The sequence below is a fragment of the Lacrimispora brassicae genome, from assembly GCF_054772055.1.
This window is the reverse complement of sequence record NZ_BRYH01000006.1, coordinates 315,164-336,498: the sequence shown is the minus strand read 5'-3', so window position 1 is coordinate 336,498 and position 21,335 is coordinate 315,164. Positions and strand designations below refer to the sequence as shown.

General features: G+C 44.9%; 16 protein-coding genes. 1 reads left to right on the top strand and 15 read right to left on the bottom strand.

The window, feature by feature from the left end; all coding sequences use genetic code 11:
* The first annotated feature begins 142 nt into the window (after nt 1-142).
* The gene (locus tag ACYVD3_RS04625) at nt 143-2,098 is read left to right on the top strand and encodes a sigma 54-interacting transcriptional regulator (RefSeq protein ID WP_460641332.1); all 1,956 of its coding nucleotides are present in this window, start codon (nt 143-145) and stop codon (nt 2,096-2,098) included.
* 24 nt (nt 2,099-2,122) lie between these two features.
* On the opposite strand, the gene ACYVD3_RS04620 is transcribed toward ACYVD3_RS04625, so the two are convergent.
* From ACYVD3_RS04620 to ACYVD3_RS04550, 15 genes are all read right to left on the bottom strand, one after another.
* Nucleotides 2,123-2,869: a GntR family transcriptional regulator gene (locus ACYVD3_RS04620; RefSeq protein ID WP_460641331.1), complete on the bottom strand. Its 747-nt coding sequence runs from the start codon at nt 2,867-2,869 to the stop codon at nt 2,123-2,125.
* A gap of 12 nt (nt 2,870-2,881) precedes the next feature.
* The gene (locus tag ACYVD3_RS04615; RefSeq protein WP_460641330.1) at nt 2,882-3,529 is read right to left on the bottom strand and encodes a hypothetical protein; all 648 of its coding nucleotides are present in this window, start codon (nt 3,527-3,529) and stop codon (nt 2,882-2,884) included.
* 16 nt (nt 3,530-3,545) lie between these two features.
* Nucleotides 3,546-5,675, bottom strand: coding sequence for a hydantoinase/oxoprolinase family protein (locus ACYVD3_RS04610; protein WP_460641329.1), 2,130 nt, complete (start codon nt 5,673-5,675; stop codon nt 3,546-3,548).
* A gap of 130 nt (nt 5,676-5,805) precedes the next feature.
* Nucleotides 5,806-7,149 carry a citrate transporter gene (locus ACYVD3_RS04605; protein ID WP_460641328.1) on the bottom strand — a complete coding sequence of 448 codons (1,344 nt, stop codon included), beginning with the start codon at nt 7,147-7,149 and terminating at the stop codon, nt 5,806-5,808.
* Between the two features lie 486 nt (nt 7,150-7,635).
* On the bottom strand, nt 7,636-9,738 hold the full coding sequence (locus ACYVD3_RS04600; protein ID WP_460641327.1) for an elongation factor G: 2,103 nt from the start codon (nt 9,736-9,738) through the stop codon (nt 7,636-7,638).
* A gap of 668 nt (nt 9,739-10,406) precedes the next feature.
* Nucleotides 10,407-10,838 (bottom strand): hypothetical protein, encoded by a 432-nt coding sequence (locus ACYVD3_RS04595; protein WP_460641326.1) that lies wholly within the window; start codon nt 10,836-10,838, stop codon nt 10,407-10,409.
* Between the two features lie 82 nt (nt 10,839-10,920).
* Nucleotides 10,921-11,073, bottom strand: a complete 153-nt coding sequence (locus ACYVD3_RS04590) for a hypothetical protein (protein ID WP_460641325.1) — start codon at nt 11,071-11,073, stop codon at nt 10,921-10,923.
* A 113-nt stretch (nt 11,074-11,186) separates the two neighbouring features.
* Nucleotides 11,187-11,546, bottom strand: a complete 360-nt coding sequence (locus tag ACYVD3_RS04585) for a DUF7832 domain-containing protein (protein ID WP_460641380.1) — start codon at nt 11,544-11,546, stop codon at nt 11,187-11,189.
* Nucleotides 11,547-11,593: 47 nt separating this feature from the next.
* Nucleotides 11,594-12,523 (bottom strand): N-acetylglucosamine kinase, encoded by a 930-nt coding sequence (locus ACYVD3_RS04580; RefSeq protein ID WP_460641324.1) that lies wholly within the window; start codon nt 12,521-12,523, stop codon nt 11,594-11,596.
* 21 nt (nt 12,524-12,544) lie between these two features.
* Nucleotides 12,545-13,609: an acyltransferase domain-containing protein gene (locus ACYVD3_RS04575; protein WP_460641323.1), complete on the bottom strand. Its 1,065-nt coding sequence runs from the start codon at nt 13,607-13,609 to the stop codon at nt 12,545-12,547.
* The gene (locus ACYVD3_RS04570; RefSeq protein WP_460641322.1) at nt 13,587-16,025 is read right to left on the bottom strand and encodes a hypothetical protein; all 2,439 of its coding nucleotides are present in this window, start codon (nt 16,023-16,025) and stop codon (nt 13,587-13,589) included. The genes ACYVD3_RS04575 and ACYVD3_RS04570 overlap by 23 nt, the downstream gene beginning before the upstream one ends.
* Nucleotides 16,026-16,029: 4 nt before the next feature.
* Nucleotides 16,030-16,896 carry a carbohydrate ABC transporter permease gene (locus tag ACYVD3_RS04565; RefSeq protein WP_460641321.1) on the bottom strand — a complete coding sequence of 289 codons (867 nt, stop codon included), beginning with the start codon at nt 16,894-16,896 and terminating at the stop codon, nt 16,030-16,032.
* A 10-nt stretch (nt 16,897-16,906) separates the two neighbouring features.
* Nucleotides 16,907-17,827 (bottom strand): carbohydrate ABC transporter permease, encoded by a 921-nt coding sequence (locus ACYVD3_RS04560; RefSeq protein ID WP_460641320.1) that lies wholly within the window; start codon nt 17,825-17,827, stop codon nt 16,907-16,909.
* Between the two features lie 73 nt (nt 17,828-17,900).
* The gene (locus tag ACYVD3_RS04555) at nt 17,901-19,328 is read right to left on the bottom strand and encodes an ABC transporter substrate-binding protein (RefSeq protein ID WP_460641319.1); all 1,428 of its coding nucleotides are present in this window, start codon (nt 19,326-19,328) and stop codon (nt 17,901-17,903) included.
* Nucleotides 19,329-19,529: 201 nt separating this feature from the next.
* Nucleotides 19,530-21,335, bottom strand: a complete 1,806-nt coding sequence (locus tag ACYVD3_RS04550) for a sensor histidine kinase (RefSeq protein WP_460641318.1) — start codon at nt 21,333-21,335, stop codon at nt 19,530-19,532.

Genomic DNA, 21,335 nt, shown 5'->3' with positions numbered 1-21,335 from the left:
TTCATTTATGAGTTGTCAAATAAATATCAGGCTTCCTCATGGCTGATTCTTTAGAAATTAAGATTATAAATCATTTAGGTTGTTTAAAATTAACTTTACTGATATAATATGCCCAATAACTTCAACAGGAGGCCGGAGCATCATGGAAAAATCACCTAGATATCACGCTTTAATCGTATGTATAAGCGCTGCCATACGCTTAGAATTTCAATCCTATCTTCATTCCATATTAGGCAAATATATCTCTTTTGATACCATTGATCTGTACCAGGTCCATACGCCCTCCCAGATCACAGGCTACCAGTGCATCTTGTTTTCCAGCGACCACGTGCGCAATGAGTTCCCCCTTACCATCCCTGCCGGTGTGGCCCAGTTTGTCTGCACCCGCACGTTCAACCATGCCTTTTTAGATCAGATCATCCGCCTTCCTCCTGGAGAAAGGGTTTATCTGGTCAACGATACCTCCGAATCCATTCCCACCCTTATCCGGCAGTTTCGTGAGGCCGGAATCACTCAGTACCAGTTTATCCCCTATTATCCGGGCTGCGGCGAATCTGATGAAACCATACAATACGCTGTCACTGTTGGGGAACCACAACTTGTGCCGGCTCATATAAAAAATGTCATTAACATCGGGAACCGTATCATAGACATTTCAACCATCAACGAATTGTGTGTCTGCTTCCATCTTCCGGCCAGCCTTTCCAACCAGATCACCCAGGGCTACATCAACCGCATCCTGCAGATCACCAAGCTGACCGGCAGCTATTACAGCAATTACATTTTTTCCCACCAGCTCCTTCAGGCGGTCATTCAAAACCTGCCTGCAGGAATCTGCTTAATGTCCTCGGAGGGGGAAATCACCATGCTGAACCGGCAGTTCTCCCTGGATTTAGAGACACCGGAGGCAAACGCCTGCGGAAAATCCTTTTCCGCCCTGCTTCCTGACGTCTATTCTGACCTTCCGTTCTGCCAAAGCGCAGATTACCAGTTGGAAAGCAAAAGCGGAAACCCTTTGTCCATAAGCATCCTGGAGCTTTCTCTTCCCAACCACCCTCCCCTTTACCTGGTTACAAGCAAAAAAATACTCCTTACCCAGGAACAGGAAAAGGAGTTACATAGCAGACGGACGGACCACTCAGAGGCCCGGCTGTTAAGCAATGGTTTTTCAAATATACTGACCAATCAGGTTTCAGTAAAAAACATGCTGGAATATGCCAGGAGGCTGGCCCTCTATGACTTCCCTGTGCTGATCCAGGGAGAAAGCGGAACCCAGAAAAAGATGATCGCCGAAGCCATTCACCGGGCGTCCAACCGGAGGCAGCAGCCCTTTGCAGTTCTTCCAGGTACAACCAGCCCCCAGATGGCCGGAATTCTCAGTTCTGCAGAGAAAGGCACCCTGCTCATAGACCGGGCAGAGCACCTTTCCCTGGATATGCAGGATTTCCTCATCGGAGTCCTTCCCCACGGCAGTCAGGAAAACAGAGGCTTTCAGTCCCCTCCTTCTTCCAACTTCCGGATAATAGCAACCGCCGGCCATGACCTTTATGAAGATGTCTTAAAGGGCACGTTCCGGGAAGAGCTGTTCTTCCTGCTGAACACGGCTTCCATCGATACCATCCCCTTGCGGGAACGCAGGAACGACATTCCTGTATTAATGGAACATTTCTTTCAGAACTTATTTCACGATTCCAACCTCCGCTTAAAGGATATCATTTCCCCCAGCCTGATGGAATTCTTATTAAGCTATGATTATCCCGGAAATGTCCAGGAGCTCCTAAACTTAACCCGTTTCTTTTTCACCAACTATGCAGCCCATCCCCTGATTCTCTCCCAGCTTCCCTCCTACATCAGAAAGCGGCTGAAAAAGCCCCTGGCCGGACAGAGTGCCGTTAAAAACTCCATTCTGTCCCTGATTGCCGCCTCTCCCCGTATGGGCCGCTCCAGCATAAAGGAAGCCCTTGCCCAACGTGGAAACGATTTAAGCGAGGGAAATCTGCGCTCCATTTTAAAGGAGCTTTCCGACGAAGGCCTCATTAAAATCAACCGCACCAGAGGAGGATGCGAGATCACAGAGCTGGGGATGACTGTGCTTTAAATGTTATTTCAAACCGGATCCGGGCTATGCATGATATTTCAGTTTTGTATCCACCAGAAAATCAATGCCCAGCCCATCCGGCTCTCTCCTTATTTCTTTGTTTTCACGGTCAAACAAGTCAGGATATTTGGATACCAGGGGCCATTCCTTGCTGACCAGACGGTTTAAATGATGGTTTAAAACCCCATGAAGCCGTTCAGAATCCTTTGCAAGAATGGCATCCACCATTTCTCTGTGCTGCTTTACAACCCCAGGTTCAATTCCGGAATCCGCCATGGCCAGCATCCGGATCCTTCTGTAATGGCCGGAGTTGGCAGCCAGAATATCATTGCAGTATCCCTTGTTGGCTCCATCGTAGAAGATGGAATGAAAATACATATCCTCTGCCAGAAACCCCCGGATATCTTCCTTTTTTTCAAGCTGCTCCTGTCTGTCCAAAGACATCTCCAATGTGGTGATCGCCTTTAAATTGCATACCGCCATAAATTCCAGCATCACATTTTCTTCCACGCAAATCCTCAGAAACCGCTCATTGCGGACCTTATCATAATCAATCTTAGATATCATGGTCCCACGCTGGGGCAGAAATGTAATAAGCCCCTCCTTGGAAAGGCTGATCAATGCATCCCTGACCGGAGTTCTACCAACCTCATAGGACTCGCTTATGTCCTTAATACTGAATATCATTCCAGGGCGCAGCTTTAAATCCAGTATATCGGATCTCAATACATCATAAATGGTATCTTCCTGGTTGTTTTCTGTGCCGCCCATGAATGCCTCCTGTTAATAACTTAGTACTTCCCTGTACATCTTCAGGGCTTCGTTTGAATTATAATTATAATACAAAAGTATATCAAGCGCAAATGGTGAATAAAGAAATCCATTTATTTTCTTAGAAAAATACATGCCGGCAATCTCGGACAGGGCCCTGACAGTTGATTTACTTTTGTAGCCGAACAATCTCCACAGAACCACCGTTTCCCTTCTGGTGTAGATCCCCTCATCTTCTTCCTCAAGGTAATGAAAAATCTCATGTCCCAGGATCAGCCTTTCGATTTGATCCATCGTCAGCAGACCTTCCGGCAGCCCACATTCCGCCGCCAGCTCTATGGGTTCCTTCATGATCTGTATCCGGTCAGGAGGTGTAAAAAGGGCAAATAACACCTGGTCTGCTATCTGCCCCTTATCCCCATACTCCACCTTTAGGTTCAATTTTTCTGCCAGTTCCCAGGGATCCCAGGTTCCCATACTGCTCATGACCTTATCTGCCATTTCATATCCGCAGCAGATCGCATGTTCAATCATCCTCTTTTTTTCCTCTTCGCTGACCTTATCCCCCAGGATGTCCCTGGAGAATGCATACATTCCCCAGGACAGATCATCCACCTGCCCAAGGCTTTCTGCCATTTCCCGCAATATCATTTCCGACATATCCGTCTCCAAACATTTAATTCTGTTTTACGTTGGCTCCTACAATCATAATTTCTTCATCCGGCTCCAGAGATGACACCTCCAGATCAATCAGCAATTCCAGTTGTTCAAAATCCTGGGCCGCAAAATCCGTAACCCGGGCCCCCATACAAATGTAATAGTCCGGCCTTATCACCAGGTCCGTCTGGTAAACAGCCATCTCATCCCAAAGCTGCTTTAACGATTCCTGGTAATCTGCCGCTTTGACCTTCCGGCACATACCTCTTCCTCTCTGAACTTTAATAAAGCCCTTTTTATCAACAATGCGTATGGCACCGGGAGAATCGTCCTCCACATTTTCCCCATAGATATAAAAGTAATCCGAGCTTGCCAGAAGCTTTGTTTCCTTATCTGCAATCCGCATATCCTGAGCCGCCAGGTGCCTGACTTCCGATTCCTCACATTCCTTTAAAAGATCCGCAGTCTTAACCTCTGTGGATCCGGTTGCAATCGCCGTTACCTTGGAGGTCTGAGAATCAATCTCAATGTGGATTTCTACCGATTCCGCCGTTGCACCGGATTCAATGGCTTTGTTTAAAGCCTCATTCTTAATGGCACGGATATCTTCCTTGGATGGAGATGGTATAATACGCTCCACCACATCCCGAACCATGGAAAGAGCAACGCCAATGGAGGAAATGACCTCTGCATTTTCCGGTATGGAATATTTGACACCCATCTTTTCGCTGAAATATACAATCAGGGAAGCAGCTCCTCCGCCTACGCCCACCAGGGAAATCTGATCCTTTTCCAGCTTATATTTCTCAGCCAGTTCCAATATGACCGGTTCAATTTTTGCATAGGCCTTTTCCATGATCTGTTTCCCAATATCTTCCGCTGTGGTGCCGCAGTAATCGGCCAGAGCCGTCATGGCCTTTCTGGCTGCCTCTACATTTCCGTAGGAAAAATGCTCCGGCTTTACCAGTCCCAGCACATTGGCCGCACAGGAATTAGTAAGAGTAACCGCAGAACCGTCCTCCATCCGGATCCGGACATAATCGGCAGGATCACCGGGTTTGGGAGAGAAGAACTCCACCTTTGGCCCTTTGATTTTAACCGGATCCGTAAACACGGAATAATCCAGGCCTGCGATATGGGCGGAACGGGGACCCACATCCAGAACCCCCTGCTTATTCGCCCGCACCATGGACCCTCCGGCCACGCCCAGAACCCGCACATCAAGAGAGGAGATATAGGTAGGATGACCGCCAACAATGGAATAATCAATAGCAGGGCGGCCATTTTTGATGACGCCGATGTTGGTGGTGGTTCCTCCCACCTCAAAATAAACGCCGTTGGATGCACGAAGATACATGAGAGAGCCCATAACAGAGGCAGCAGGACCTGACAGCATGGTCAGAACAGGGCGCTTTTTCATTTCAGAGATTTCCATTACCCCGCCGTCGCCTCTCATAATCATCAGCGGCACATGAACCCCGGCCTCTCTTACGGAGTCCTCCGTAGAATTGGCCGTATCCAGCATCTTTGGAAGGATGGAGGCGTTAATGGCAGCGGTTCTTGTCCGTCTGGTAAGACCGTAAAGCTTGGTAATGTCAGAAGCCATGGTAGTGGGAACGCCTCTTTCCCTGGCCGCCTCGTAAACCTCCTGCTCCGGTCCTCCGTCGTCTACGCCAAAAGCCATGGAAGAAACAAATACCTCTGCTCCTGCTTTCTGCATCTCGCCGATGGTTTTTTCCACTATGGACTTATCCAGTTTTTTTATATTCAAAAAATCATTGATAATTTTAATCTTCTTCTGATTTCCCAGATCAATATCCCCGAGTCTGGTCTGCTTTTTAGCAAGGATTCCTTCCAGGCCGCCCTTTGCCATGCCGATAACTCCCACCGCAGCCACATCCCCCTCGATCAGGGCATTGGTGGCCTGTGTTGTGGAGTGGGCGACGAATACTACGTCTTCCGGGCTGATTTGATTTTCGTGCAGACAATTTTGAAAGGACTTAACCACTCCTGCCGCAACGCCTCTGGGATCATCATGGGTTGTCTTTACTGAGGACTTCCCAATAATTTCATGGGTTGCATTATCAATGGCAACTGCCTTTGTATGGGTGCCTCCCACATCAATGCCCATTCTTACTGATCTTCCCATTTTATGACCGTTCCTTTCTAAAGAGGGAACTGGCAGCATTCCCTGCCAGTTCCGCATTTATTTCATATTTTAACCTCATCAAGTAAGTCCCCATTTCAATGCCGGAAAGGCATAAGTGGCGGGTGGTGACTTACATCAGACCGCCATAAAGGACAAAGGCAAGGATGCAGCAGATAAAGCCGACGATCCATCCTGTGGGTATGGACATCTTCATATAATCTTTCGTCGAAACCTTTGTATAGCCAAAGCCCCAGGCTACCCAGGACTGGGTGATATCCAGATGCTGGGGTGCAATGGTTGTTATGGCAAACAGGGGGTATAAGAATGCAACCGGTGCATCCGGAAGCGCAGCAATGACTACTGCCAAAATTGCAGTTCCGCATCCAACAAGGTTCAAAGGACCTCTAAAGAAGCCCAGAGGAGTCAGGATTGCAAAAATAAGGGCAAGGATAAGAGCGCTCCTTGGAACAAAGCCTCCCAGAATAGCAGTAAAATACGGTGAGGCATATGCGGCAGCGTTGTTGAACATGGACAGGGTAAGCAAAAAGCCGATCATAGGAGCAACATCAATGGAACCATCGGTAAACAGCTTGGCAAAAAGCCGGCAGATATCGGAGTAGGTTCCTTTCAGCTTTCCTGTAGTGATCAGTGCGAAAATACCTGCCAGACAGAATCCCAGGATGATGGGGATCTGAAAGACTACAACACCCAGAACCGGAAGAATTACGGAAATCCAGGAAATGGCCGGAGCATTGTCACTTACGGTAAAGGATTTTGCCGCCCAGGCATGAGCCGCTTTTTTGCTCATGGAAAGGTTCGCTACGATCAGCACCACCACCAGGGAAACTACCATACAGATAACTCCCATCTGGAAATAATCATTGTAAGTATAGCTTTCTGCAGCCGGGTTAAAGCCTGCATAAATCGTCTGATACTGTTTGAAGTTTACAATATTGCCAAAGATACCGGCCATAATGGATCCCATGAAGCTGAACATGGCAATGGGTGCCGGTACGCCGAGAGACAGCATGATAGGAAGCACGATAACCGCAATGGAGATTACAGGACCGATTCCTGTCATGGACATAAAAATGATTGCTGTAACAATACATAACAATCCCATGGTGATTCTCGGCTTGTCACCGCCCAGCTCAACAACCTTACGGATCAGCGTTGATGCGATTCCCGTATCCACCAGAACTCTGCCGAAGAACGCTCCGAAGAACACGTTGACCAGAATCGATTTTGCATACCCGGCCGGACCATCCGCATATACGTAGGTCAGTACATCAATAAATGACTTGCCTTCCATAGCGGAATTGGGTGAAATGGAATTTCCCACCAGCGCAAGCGCTGTCCAGAAAGTTGCCATGACTGCAAATCCCACCATAAGGTTCAGTCCTTTTACACAATACCATACCATACCCAGGAAAGACAGAATCATGATAACTCCGATGATAACATTGACGTTCATATGAACCCTCCTTTAAAAAATAAAGTTTACAGAAACCTGCAGAAAGCCCTTTAAGCTTTCCGCCACCCCTTAAGCGGCGGCAAACCGCCGTTTATACTAATATATTAGTACTAAAATATTAGATTGTATACGGGTATTATACCAATATTTTTGTTATTTTTTTGTTTAATTTATACAAAATATTATACTTTACATCTCATTAATTATATATATTAACAATGTCGAACACACAGAATTAATGTCGGATTTTATACTAATATATTAGTTCTGTTTTCTCTTAAACCACATTCATCTTATTGTGCCGATCTTTGGGAAATCTATTCTTTTCCCTTATTTTTTCAATTTAGCTTAGTTTTAAATGGACAGCAGTCTTCTAAGGCCGGCTCATTATTCCCCCCAAATACAAAAAAACCCATTGCAGCGCCTTACAAGCAGGTGCTGCAATGGATTTATGGCTCTTTGTCAATTATTTAAGCTACGGCTTATTTAAACTTCCATCCTGTCAATCTTGGAAGCCCGCTCTTCTACTTCTCTCTTCTGCACATCTCCCGGAGCCAGTTCATAGCGGCTGAATTCATATTCAAAGGTTCCGATGCCTCCGGTCATGGAACGCAGGTCCGTATTATAGCCAAACAGTTCAGACATAGGAACATCCGCCTCGATGATCTGTTTACCATTGTGGTTGGAGTTCATACCAAGAACACGGCCTCTTCTGCGGTTTAAATCTCCCATAACATCTCCGGTAAATTTATCCGGAACCGTAACCTTAAGGGAAGCGATTGGTTCAAGGAGAACCGGATTTGCATCCATAAATCCCTTCTTAAAGGCCATGGTTGCAGCCATCTTAAAGGCAAGTTCAGAGGAGTCAACGGGATGGTAAGAACCGTCGGTCAGTACAGCCTTTAATCCCACTACCGGATAAGCGGCAAGAGGTCCTTTTAAGACGCACTCGGCAATCCCCTTTTCAACTGCCGGGAAATAGTTTCTCGGCACAGCCCCACCAAATACACTTTCAGCAAATACATAAGGAGTTTCCAAGTCTCCGGAAGGCTCAAAGGTCATCTTAACGTCACCGTACTGTCCGTGTCCGCCGGACTGCTTTTTATACTTGCCCTGAACTTCCACTTTCTTACGGATAGTCTCACGGAAAGCAAATTTAGGCTTACTCAGCTCCACATCAACCTTGTAACGGTTTAAAAGCTTGCTTACGACCACCTCAAGCTGCTGGTCCCCAATGGCATAAAGGAGAGACTGACGGTTCTCCGTGTCATTGACCACCTTTAAGGTCCAATCCTCTTCCGTCAGCTTTGCAAGAGCGGTTGAAACCTTATCATCATCCCCCTTTGTCTTGGTCTTATACCGCATATAGGTATATGGAGTGGATATCTCAGGCTTATGGTAAACGATAGGTGCAGAACGAAGGGCAATGGTATCACCGGTCTGGGTCACGTTCAGTTTGGACACCGCTCCGATATCTCCTGCTTTTAATTCCGAAACCTCAATAGCTTCCTTTCCTCTTAACACATAAAGCTTTCCGATCTTTTCCTCGGTGTCCTTATTCACATTAAAAATAGCGGAATCAGGCTTTAAGGTGCCGGTACAAATCTTAAGCAGGGAGTATTTTCCGATAAACGGATCTACAATGGTCTTAAATACACGGGCAGACAGGGACACGTGATCACTGTATTTGGCTGTAAAGCGCTCCCCTGTGGAAACATCCACGCCGATGCACTCAAAGTAATCGGGGGATGGAAAATACTTATCTATGGCCTGAAGCACCATCTTGGCGCCCTGGGCGTTGATTCCGGATCCCAGCATGACCGGAACGATATTTCCTTTTATCACATGTTCCCGAAGAGCAGCAGAAATCTCATCAATGGTAAATTCATCACCGGAGAAATAGCGCTCCATATATTCCTCGCTGGTTTCTGCCACGGCCTCCATGAGAGCTTCACGGGCAATTCCCAGGTTCTTCTGGCTATATTCAGGAATCTCACATTCTTCATAATCACTGTTGACCGTAAAACGACGGCCTGCCATCTTTACAACATTAACAAAACCCACGAACTTTTCGTTTTCACGAATGGGGAGGTGGAACGGAGCTATCTTTCTTCCGAATTCTTTATCAAGCTTTAATAACAATTCACGGAAACTTGCATGATCGTCATCCATATTTGTCACAAAGAAAAGTCTGGGCAGCTTGTACTTTTCGCAAAGTTCCCATGCCTTTAATGTTCCAACTTCAATACCTGCCTTACAATTCACAACAATAACCGCTGCATCTGCAACGCTGATGGCCTCTTCAACTTCGCCAACAAAATCAAAATATCCGGGAGTATCAAGCAGGTTGATCTTGATCGGTCCATCCTCACCTTGATACTCCAAAGGAATCAGGGTCGTAGAGATGGAGAACTGTCTCTTGATCTCTTCTTTGTCATAATCGCTGATGGTATTGCCATCGGTAACTTTTCCCATTCTGCTGATGGCTCCGGTAATCAACGCCATAGCCTCTGCCAGGGTGGTTTTACCGGCGCCCCCGTGCCCAAGTAAGGCGACGTTACGGATCTGATTGGTTCCATACACGTTCATAAACATTCCTCCTGTTCGGTATTTAAGTCTATAAGGATATTTTACTAAAAATGTCATATAATTGCAAGTAAAAGGTGCAATTTGCACAAATATTTTTTGGACATTTTCTCAATTCACTAAAAGAGGGAAACCATGCCCTCTTCAGACTATAGACAAAGCCAAATTGTATCTTGTAGCAATGTATATGAAGAGAATAAATAAACATTGCCATATTTTTGTGCTTTGTTCTGATATAATGAAAAAAACCGGATTTTTTGTTAGTCTTTAACTGTGGACTATTTGTCTCCACTAATAAGCAGTTTTAATTTTTATTCTTTTTTTGCTGAACTATCTATAAGAGGACTATTATTTTCTGATTATTAATATTTCTTTATCATCTTTTGTTTTTCTAAATTTTGCTACTTTAATATTTTTAAATATTACAATACATTTTATTATATAAATTATATTGATGAATTAACATTGAATAGTAAGCTTCAAAAAATACCCACATTTTATTTTACAAAAATACTGTGGGTATTTAATATAAATTATTCTATTATTTTAATTTATTATGGCATCACTTCCGCAAAAAGCATCTCAATGAGTATTATTCGTATTTATTATATTTCCTTTATTATTGATATTTCAACAGAATTAGGACAATGGAGAATTGGTACTATTCACATTTAACGGGTTATATTATTAATAATCTCTTCAAATTTTATTGCTGTTTCTTTATCATTTAGCTTAAAATAAAAACGATATTTGGTTGGTTCTAGTTTTTTTCCATTTTGTCCGTTAAATTCCGATTCCGAAACTACAGAAACAACTTCTAATTTTTTGTTTAATATAATTAAATAATAAAATGCACCTTTAAGAAACAAAACTTTCTTTTGTTCTTTAGTAAAACTAACAATATTAGAAATATCAGTTATTCCAACAAAAACTCCATGAATCATAATTAATCTTTTATTTGTTACAATAACGTCAGGGTGTGATCCTAAAAATACGTCATTTTCTGTATTAAATGAACTTAATGTTGTAGCAACAGCAATTTCTTCATCATCTAACAAATTCACATTGTATTCATGAAGCATATCCATATATTTTTTATACATATTATATCTTCCTTTCAATTTTAAAATACTAATAACCCAATTATACTTAAATATTGAAATCATTACAATTCATTTTTAAAATTCATGCAAAAAAGAACACTATTTTTAAATTGGAGTCTATACTTTCTTTGCCGTATGGAGAATAAAGGTCAATTACAAGTTCATATATGAAACTTAAATCAATAGCTTTTTCTAGCTTTCCAACAACATGGTCTTCTGGCACAAGATTGTCCAAACATAGCATTTCCAATAAAAATAGCACATACCTTTTCACATGTATGTGCTGAATACTAATGGTATAACTCCTGCCAATGTAAAGGTTAAGCACTTGCGCATTATGCTTAATTTCTACGAAAGAAATTCTCTGTAACGTTCATCAATAACGGCTTTTACTAAAAGATAGTTTTCTTCCGAATTTTCAAAGAAAAAGTACCAGTTATCCCTTGTGTACGGCTCTTTTATATAGTTGAATGTAAGTTCATCATAATCAGATAAATACCATCCAAATTGTTTAGCAAACTTTGTTTTGTTAGATTTATAGTATGCATTTGCAAATTTTTGACCTTTGGTGTTAAGTTCTTCAGAAGTAAAAACACCATCCATCATTTGCATGAAGAAATCTCTGCAATTCAAATTTCCTATTTTAACATTTTTGACTTCTTCTGCATAATCATCAAATACTGTTTTACTTAAAAAATCATTTTCAATACACCATCTTAGAAAAAAAGCAATGTGCGTTGCTCCGCACTCAACAGCTAAAACATCATTTGGAAAATGGCGGCCTTAAGCGCCGTATCCAGAGCACTCATTGCCGGTATCCCCACCTCAGTGCCCGGCAGCTCTTCCCGGACTTTCTCTTCCACCATATTCCGGATCATGTTATTTTTAACCAGAACGCTGCCCCAGAGCCAGAGGTTTAGCCTGTCCGCCCCACTCATTCCTTCCATCTTGACCGCAGTATCCCTAATGAGCCCCCACAAAGCCTCCCCACATTCCTGGTGAATGCCAATGGCTTTAAGGTCTCCCAGAGCCGCCGCCTCATATGCAAACAGGGATAATCTGGCGATCTCAGACTTTTCCATCAGGTTTTCATTAATAAAATCATCTATTTTTTCCAGCGAATCAAGCCCTGTTTTCTCTGTAATAAGAGGCGTGAGAACAGGGCATTTGATTCGTCCGGACAGCTCATCTCCCACTGCTTTTAAGACTTTTAAGCCCATATCAAACCCACTTCCCTCATCGCTGATGATGTGGTTCCAGCCGCCTGTCCGGTGTATGTTTCCCTTTTTATCTCTCCCAAAGCATACGGAACCTGTCCCTGATATGACCACCAGAGCCGGATCCTCCGTCATGTGGAGAAATACCTCGCAGTCATTGAGCACCAAAAGCCTTTCATGAGGAAACCCCATTTCTTCAAAGCTGGACCTGCAGTCATGTTCATCCGACGGAGAATCGATCCCGCTTGCCGCCACACAGATACCCAGACAGGAGCCAGGAGCCAGGTTCAGTTCATGAAAAGCCGGGAGCACCAGATCCCGGTATCGAAGCCGGCTTTTCTCCACTCCATCTGTATTAAGGCTGCAGCCCGGTGCCGTAAATTCTCCAAGTACGGCACCATGAGGATCGCAGATTTTAAGTCTCCCGTTAGTTCCACCGATATCCAATCCTGCATAATATCCTTTCATGATACCCTCCTCCTTATGGTTTTATTTCCACGGCAGGAAACCTGCCGTAGTAAACATCTCCTTCCCTTTCAGAAGATATTTTTTTAACGAAATCTGCAGCGAGGTGCTGCATGGGTAATTTTCCAGTTTTTCCATGGAACAATTAAACCCCAGGACCCGTTCCAAAATCTGGGGACGTTCCGCCTTTAAGGGCATTTTGTAAAAACGCTCCATAAAGCTTATGATCCGGCTTTTCTCCGGCAGGATGAACTCCAGATGTGGATCCAGAAGCCAGCTGTCGCAGACCAGAAGGCTACCTGTATAATATTCTTTTGCCGTTTCCAAAGCAGAATCAATTTTATCGGGAGAAAGGTCTGCCCCTTCCGGAATGTGAACTGCTGCCGTCTTTTCTCCCGGAGCCAGTTTAAGCTCCCAGTCAGACAAATCAAGCGTTACTGCTTTCTCCATCTTAAGCACTCCCTGCTTAAGATCCGGCGAAAAACCAGTCACCGTTTCATTCAGAACGCTTACAGAAGTTTCGGACTCCCTGTTATAATTTCTGCCATTGGTTCCCGAAAAATAACCATCCTGATCTACCTTAAGGCCAGGACATGCCAAAGCCTTATATTCGCCGGTCTGCCTGTTTTTAAAAATCAGGAAGGGAAATTCATAAGTCACCTCCTCAAACTGCAGGCTGCCAAACCGCCGCACCTTTCCGGAAATAGACCGGAATACCCACTCAATCTGATCAAGGCCCACCTTGTCCCCATGGTATCTCCGGTAAACCTTGATCCAGATTTCAATATCCTTCATGGACTCCAGAAACACCAATTCCGGGATCCCCTGATTTTTATATTCTTCAAAAGCCTCCGGCAGCATCCAGTCTATATAAACGACCGGAAGCAAATAAGCATCCAAATCCAGCATCTTCGCATGCCGGATCCCCAGTTCTACCGCCTCTGCGGCGTGTTCCGGATCCTTCCTCTTCAGCAAAAGCTCCTTGCACCATATGTAATTGCTCATAAAAAAGGGATAACTGCGGAAAACTGCGGATGCAGAAGCAACCGCCTTTTGAATATCTTCACTAAATATATTGTGTCTTATCATGATTTTCCATAAACCTCACTATTAACCCGCCTGCTGTCAGTGTACGGTCCTTTTCATGAAACTCCGGCCGCAAGCTATCCGCATAAACCGCAAACTCATCCAGGGATTTAAATTCATGGCTGCTGCCGCATACGCAGAAGTATGCCGTATTATCTCCATAGGTCCTGTATTCACAATCAAAAAGCTGGTCATCGACAGGTTCCATCACGCCGCTGCACCAAAGAGCGGCAAATCCATTCTTCTGCCTGCCCAAAAGCCAATGATCCCGGATCAAGACCTCCTGGAATTTTGGAGCCGGGAAATAGGCGTGGGTAAAATGTATGGGATGCTCCTTGGGTATGTGGTAAACCGCTCCCAGAAGATTCCCTTTCTGAGCCAGAGCCGGCATCACTCCATTACCATACCAGAAGCCCGGCCTCATGGAACTGGAGTCACAAGTACCTCCCGGATGGTTGGTGAACAGATCCGTCTCCTTATCAAGCGCAGCATACCACATGTGCTGCTGGTAACCGTATACTCCCGGTTCAAAGCAGGTGGTTCCGTGGAATCTTTCATTGAGGGACTTAGTGTATTCACAGGTGGAAGGATCTGCATCCGGGTCCAGAGTTAAATTCATCCACCGCTCAAATCCCGGATCCAGTCTAGGGGACTGAACTGAGGTCATACAGTATTCCGGAGTCTTTTTCAGACAGATCAGGGCATTTCCCGTAGAATAGCTTTCATCTGCCGGTTCTTCCATAAGCTTTATCAAACCGGCCGGCAGCCGGTATCTGCTGCTGGCATAAAAGCCCAGCCAGCCCTCTCCAAAGGAATAAGGAACTTTTGGATTGATTAAATTCATCAGCGCCTGGGCCCCCTGTTCAAAGGGATGGACTACTTCCCGGTATACACGTCCCATGGGAGCGATAATGACCCCATCGTAGGTGTGACGGCAGAGCATTTCTAAAAGACGGTCCGTAATTTTTACAGCGCGTGCAGAGATCTCCGGTTCCGAATAATCAATGACGTTTAACAGAGCGGCAAAGGTAACGCACATATAAACTGTGCTTAAGAATTCTTCAAAGCCGTGTTCTTCCACGTCTTCCAGCCAGCGCTCCACCTTGGCCCTGCCTGCTTTCGAAAGTTCACTTCCGGTCATATCCGCGCGAGGGAAGTAATCATCCGGATACATTTCCCCTGCATTCATGGCACAGGTATAGAACATCAGGGAATGATTCTCGCTCCAAAAGCACATGGCATCGGAGCCTTTCTGGTCCATCCAGTACCTCCAGTTAAGAAGTACCTCCTTTCCCCGTTTTGCCATGCTTTCATCCACCGGATAATTTTTCAAATACCGGATCAGGCCGCACACCAGGAAATCCGAGCAGTCATACCGGCTTTCGATCTGGTCAAGGGTCTCATAAAGCAGGTCAATATCTCTTCCATCTTCCATGCCAAGGGCTTTCCTTGCAAGGATGTTGGAAATGGAAAAGCCAAACTTGTCTCCTCTGGATAAGCTTTCCGCGTTCCCAATCCTGCGGAAAATGGCCTCCCTGTTTTCCTCAAAGTTCTTTCCATCTGAATACACCGGCTTCTGCGCCAGAATGTTCTCCACCTTTCTTGTGAGAACGGCATGTTCCTTCTTAACGCTTACTAAAATCACTCCAGGCTTTTCTTCATCTAAGACCACTTTATCCCTGCTGCTGATCTCCTGCCACTCTTTCCGGCTCTTAACCTGAGCAAAATCAGGACTCTGGCTGTCATAGGCCAGCCAGGTGCCTTGAGGAGCATTTCCTTCATAGGTCATTACAGAATCCCGTATGCAGAGGGAACTAAGCCAGTTTTCAGTACGGACCAGTTCATCGGTCTTTTCCCCATCCGGAAGAACTACGGTAATATCCGCCGTATGATCAAGGATCTGGATTCCGAATAAGGTTCTGGTATCCCGGACGCCAAGAGTCTGAAGGCTGATGTAGATCTGGTTGATGCCTTTCTTTAACCGAAGCTCCATGGTCTCTTTCCGGATGGGCTTGTATACCGGCGGGTCCATGTGGCACATAAGTTCCCCGTTGCACCAGACATCCACTGCGGCATAAGACCATACAACGGCTTTTACCGTCAAATCCCTCTCAACCAGGATTCCGGTAACCGCATCCAGCTCCACTTTCTGAAGGGTGGAATAAAAGGTGCTCTCATCTACAAACCAGTTTCCATAGTGGTAATAGTATCTCCATGGCATACCAAGACGGCTGGTTTCTCCCAAAGCCACAGGCCCTTCCGGAAGGGCCAGGCTTTTGTCTGCCACCAATGATCTTAAATATTTCTCATAGCGCAGCTGGTTGTCATCGGTTTCATGATTGATAAAATCCGTTTCCCTTGGGCCGGATACCAGGTAATTGGTAAGAAAGCCCGATCTGTTTAAATGTAATTTTTCCATCTTCTTATCCCTTTACCGCGCCAGCGGTCAACCCGCTCATGAAGTAGCGGCTGGTGCACATATAAATGACTATGATCGGTATGATTGAAATTGTAGAGCCTGCAAACATCAGGTTCCATGCAGCCGTTCCGTCTCCGCTGTTCTTTAACATGACAACGCCGACAGTCAGAGGACGGAGCTTGTCGTTGGACATGGTGAACACCAGCGGCATGATGTATTCATTCCAGCCGGTACGGAACGAAAGAAGTCCAATGGTCGCAATGACCGGTTTTAAAAGTGGTAATATTATTTTATAATAAATCTGGAAAAAAGTACAGCCATCTAATTTAGCCGCCTCATCAAGCTCCCTGGAAATGGTATTCATAAATCCACGTACCAGGAAAATGTAGGTTGCCTGTCCCATGCCAGTGGAAATCAGAATAATGCTTAGAAGAGAGGTATTCATCTTCACCTTTACAGCAAGTTCAAACAGCGGTCTTAAGCTGACGCTGCCCACGTTGACAAACATAAAAGCCACAAAAATGCTGTACAATAATTCTTTTCCTTTGAATTTTTTCCTTGCGAACACGTATCCGGCCATGGTCGTTGTCAGGATAGACAATCCCATGACACCAAGGCTTATCATAAGGCTGTTCACAGTATAGACCGCGAAATTGGCCTTTTCCCAGGCCTGCTTGTAGTTGTCAAAGATAAATGTTTTAGGCAGAATGTCGGTGCCTCCCAAAAGCAGCTCATTATTCGCCTTAAAAGATCCCAGTATAATATAGATGACCGGGTAAAGGGTGATCAGCGAAATAACCAGGAGAAGCAGGAACAGAAGGCTTCGCATTGCTTTTGTCTTTTTTGAATATACGGTATGTGTTTTTTCCATATCTGCCTCCTTAAACCACATCATCCAGTTTTCTAGCAAGGTACATGTAAACGGCTGTGATCACGCCGATAATAAGAGCCGCCATAATGCTGAGTACGGTTGCATAACCGATCTGGGGCGTCGTCTGCGAACCAAATATCAGCTTATAAATATAGGTGAACATTACCTCTGACCTGCTGTTTGGCCCTCCATTGGTAAGTACCAGGATGGATTCATAATCCTTCAGTGCCGTAGTAATGGCCAGCATTAAAATCACCTTTAAAACAGGGCTCAGCATGGGCAGTGTGATATAAAAGAAGGACTGTACCCCATTTGCCCCGTCCATCTTGCAGCTTTCGTATATTTCTTCTGAAATACTGGAAAGGCCGGACATAAACAGAATCATATAGTTTCCGAAGCCGCCCCATACTGCCACAATGATAATGGAAATCATAACGATGGACACACTTCCCAGCCAGTCAATGGGGGAATGGATCATTCCAAGCTTCTGAAGATAAGCATTTAATACGCCGTTGTAAACTGCGAAAATAAAACCGAATATCAGGCTGTAAACAGCGGAACTTATGACCGTAGGCATGAAATAGATGCCCCGGAAGATTCCGCTTCCCTTGATCTTCTGGTTCAGCAAAACAGCAAGAAGCAGGGATAAGGGTAGGATGATGATTAACTTCATCACAGCATATTCAAAGGTATGAAGGACGCTGCGCCAGAAAACCACATCCTGAAACATTCTGGTAAAGTTTTTAAATCCTATATAATAAGCTGTAAATCCGTTGTAATCATAGAAAATATATCGGAAAAGCCAGCAGAAAGGATAGATGGATATCACCACCAGCAAAAACACTGCCGGAAGCAGCATCAAAATGGAAGCAAAATCTCCTCTGCTGCCTGCCCGTTTCAATCGTTCCGCAAAGCTTAATTTTTCTTTCATGAGCCGTATCACCTTTCTTTAAAACAGGGGCTGCTTTTAGTTTGTCTAAAAACAGCCCCTCTGCTCTCTGCACTTATTTGTCTAAGTACTCAATGGTTCCTGCATTTGGATGCATCGGGTCAAAGTCCTTGATGATAAGTCTCTTAATCTTGCCCATGCTTACATCATTGTCAAGCGCCTCGTTGTATCTCTTGTTTAAATCTTTGATCGCATCATCAGCGCTGACATTGCCTAAGATCGCATTCCAGAGAGTTGCTATATAATCATCACCCTGGATAGCAACGGCCGGTACTGCCGGATATACGCTTTCGTAATCCTGTAATTTGAAATCCGCCAGTCTGCCGGTCTTAGAGGAATCGATGGCATCGCTCATATAGCCGGAGATCGGAAGGCAATAGCCGCCCTCTAGGTAGCCCTTTAAGAAATCTTCGCTGGAAAAGAACTTAATGACTTCCCATGCAGCGTCTTTATTCTTGGAAGAAGAAAGCATCATGTACCCCTTCTGAGGCTGAATGGTTAAAGCGCCCTTTACTTCTCCGTCAAGAGTCGGAACGGTGGATACTCCCCAATCAAATTTAGTAACCGGGAACTGGTCGGTAAACACGCCTGCTTCCTGAGATGCATTGCCCCAGAGAGCAAATGCGCCCTCTGCAAACTGTGCTCTCATGGCGTCTACGCCCTGGGATACGGATCCCGGAAGAACGCTGTTATCCTTAAAGAACTGGTTGCTCTTTTCGATCACCGGTTTGTAGCCGTCAAAATTGAATTCACCATTCTTATAATCATAACGGTAGATACCGCTTGTCTCAGAAGTTCCTTCAATCCATCTGATGAAGGGAACGCTTGAGGTAAAGGCAACGCCGTAGTTTTTCCCACCGCCGTTTTCTGTTACCTTCTTAGCCAGATCAATGACACCATCTAAGGTATCCGGGAATTCGGTAACGCCTGCCGCTTCCACCAAAGCCTTGTTGTACTCCATTCTTACACCGCTTCTCATGCCTGTAGGGATCCAGTATACATTGCCATCGATCATGTCGATACCTTCATACTGAAGCTTGCTGGCCTCAGTCACCTTCTCATAATCAGCATCTGTAATTCTATCATTTAACGGCTCCAGGATTTTTGCATCTGCAAAGGTCTTTAAATCAAAGCCGCTCTGGCCTGCACTGATCCCTGCAATATCAGGTGCCGTGCCGGAAGAATATGCCATGGAAAGCATATTTGCGTAATCGTCTGTTACCACAGTCATCTCGATCTTGATGCCCTTGTCATTGGTCTCATTGAATTCGCTGATCTTCTGATCCACGTACTCAGAGTCATGACGGTCATTGGTCCAGACCTTAATCACGGTTTCCCCTGCTGAAGCGGCTTTTGTGCCCTCCCCTTCTGCCTGATTCTGCGCTGCAGTTGTGCCGGCCGTACCTCCTCCACCGGAACAGCCCGTAAGTGCAGCAGCAGCCAGGACTCCTGCCATCATAAAACTTAAAGCTCTTTTTTTCATAACTTTCTCCTTTCCAAACTTATCATAACGTATTTGCCTTGATGCTATTATTTTAACCATTTCAGTTTTATTATGACATGACATTTTTCATGTTTAATGTAACACTTTTAAACATTGTACCGCTGCAGTAAGCCAAATGAAAATAAAAGGAGGCATCCTCCAGGCCTTTAAACGGCATTGGGGATACCTCACTTATGCTTCTTATTTTCCGGGAATGCGGATCACTACACTATTCCTGTAATATGGAATGGTCTGAAAATCCATCTCCACTTCTCCGTAATAGATTTTCAATCTTGTATAAACATTATGAAGCCCGATATGATGGCCGCCCGCCGGTTCATTCCGGTAAATGGTGTCACGGGCTTTATCTATATCAATGCCGCAGCCATTATCGGTGACTTCAATGTAGATCCAGTCCTCTTTCCGGTAAAAACGAACATCAATGGAAGGAATGCACACCGCCTCCCCCCACTTCTCATCCCGAAAGCCATGCTTGATGGAGTTTTCCACCAGGGGCTGTAAAATCAATTTGAGAATCCGGTACTCTCTAAGCTCCTCTTCCACATAGGACTGGAAGGAAATGGACTTATTGGTCCTGTGGTTCATGATATTGATGTAAGCTTCCACATGGGCGATTTCATTCCTGACCATGATAAGCTCATCCCCATAATTCAAACCGATCCGCATAAAGGTCCCAAGGTTATTGATCATGGATGACGCCACCAGAGTGTGGTTGTTCAGCACTTCAAGGTTGATGCCTTCCAGCGTATTGTAGAGCAGATGAGGATTAATCTGTTCTGCCAGAAGCTGTATCTCCAGTTGGTATTTCTCATGCTCATCTTCCTTGATCTGGCTGATTTGGGACTGAATGGTACTGTGCATGGAATTGACCGCTGCATTCAGTTGTCCGATTTCATCATCGTATTTTGTTTCATATGGCTCGTCGTATTGATTCTCCTTGATCTGCCGGATGCTCTCCATAAGCCGCTCCAGAGGCGAGGTAATAAACTTAGACAAAAGAGCGGAAAATACCACAGAAAATATCAGACCGGCGCCGCCCATTAAGACGATAAATTGATTCATGGCAGCGATCTTCCTGTTTAAAGATTCTTTCGAAAGAACGCTGATCAGCTGAAGGTCCGAAAACGCAAGCATCTGGGAATAAACCACATTATCCGTCAAATCCGCAATCTGGCGGATCTGGGTATCCTTATTATTTTCCTTTACTCCCTGGATAAAATCCCGGCTTTCTAACACCATACTCATGGACTGGGGATTTTTAAGGCTGATGTTACTCCCCTTGGAATCCACCACAAAATAAGAGCGTTCAAAATAATTGGCATTGGATAAGGACAGCCTGCTTTGAAATTTCTGCAGATTTAATAAGACCACCAGTCTGGTGGCCACTTCTTCTCCCTTTGTGGTGATCACCACATTATCACCGGGGATCAGGGTTGATAAGGGAATCACAATGGGGATCACGTCCTGCTGCTGCAAAAAAGGGCTCTGGCAGTTAGGAAGCCAGGTGATCTCATCAATGGTTCCATAATCAGCCAGGAAATCAGAAAGGTTTTTCTCCGGTCTCACCCCGTAAGCGTATACCGTATGGCAGGTCCCATCCCGGTTGACCATAAACACCGATTCAATGATGCTGTTGCTGCTCAAAAGGTTGATGAGCTGGACCTGGACCCCTTCCTGATTTAAATAGTTGCTCTCATCCCGGCCGCTCACAACCACCCTTTGTATGGCAGGGGTGGAAGCAAAGCTGTTTACATTGGTAAGCAGGGTATCATACATGTTTTTTAAGGACTCCGAGATCACATTCATGGTGTCCTGCATCTGCATTTCCACCTCTTCATAATAGAGCTTGTTAAAATATCCTCTGGCAAAAATGCATATAAAAATAGTAAGCATGATGTCGATACTGAACATGCAAATCCGGATTTTAGATGCGATCTTCCTGTCCCCAATAAATTTAAAAACCGTTTCTTTTAACCGTTTTATCAT

Coding starts and splice junctions, on each gene's coding strand:
- ACYVD3_RS04620 (WP_460641331.1), bottom strand. CDS start 2,869: ATGGGCGGCACAGAAAACAACCAGGAAGATACCATTTATGATGTATTG.
- ACYVD3_RS04595 (WP_460641326.1), bottom strand. CDS start 10,838: ATGTATAAAAAATATATGGATATGCTTCATGAATACAATGTGAATTTG.
- ACYVD3_RS04575 (WP_460641323.1), bottom strand. CDS start 13,609: ATGATAAGACACAATATATTTAGTGAAGATATTCAAAAGGCGGTTGCT.
- ACYVD3_RS04555 (WP_460641319.1), bottom strand. CDS start 19,328: ATGAAAAAAAGAGCTTTAAGTTTTATGATGGCAGGAGTCCTGGCTGCT.
- ACYVD3_RS04625 (WP_460641332.1), top strand. CDS start 143: ATGGAAAAATCACCTAGATATCACGCTTTAATCGTATGTATAAGCGCT.
- ACYVD3_RS04560 (WP_460641320.1), bottom strand. CDS start 17,827: ATGAAAGAAAAATTAAGCTTTGCGGAACGATTGAAACGGGCAGGCAGC.
- ACYVD3_RS04600 (WP_460641327.1), bottom strand. CDS start 9,738: ATGAACGTGTATGGAACCAATCAGATCCGTAACGTCGCCTTACTTGGG.
- ACYVD3_RS04570 (WP_460641322.1), bottom strand. CDS start 16,025: ATGGAAAAATTACATTTAAACAGATCGGGCTTTCTTACCAATTACCTG.
- ACYVD3_RS04610 (WP_460641329.1), bottom strand. CDS start 5,675: ATGGGAAGATCAGTAAGAATGGGCATTGATGTGGGAGGCACCCATACA.
- ACYVD3_RS04580 (WP_460641324.1), bottom strand. CDS start 12,523: ATGAAAGGATATTATGCAGGATTGGATATCGGTGGAACTAACGGGAGA.
- ACYVD3_RS04615 (WP_460641330.1), bottom strand. CDS start 3,529: ATGTCGGAAATGATATTGCGGGAAATGGCAGAAAGCCTTGGGCAGGTG.
- ACYVD3_RS04565 (WP_460641321.1), bottom strand. CDS start 16,896: ATGGAAAAAACACATACCGTATATTCAAAAAAGACAAAAGCAATGCGA.
- ACYVD3_RS04550 (WP_460641318.1), bottom strand. CDS start 21,335: ATGATAAAACGGTTAAAAGAAACGGTTTTTAAATTTATTGGGGACAGG.
- ACYVD3_RS04605 (WP_460641328.1), bottom strand. CDS start 7,149: ATGAACGTCAATGTTATCATCGGAGTTATCATGATTCTGTCTTTCCTG.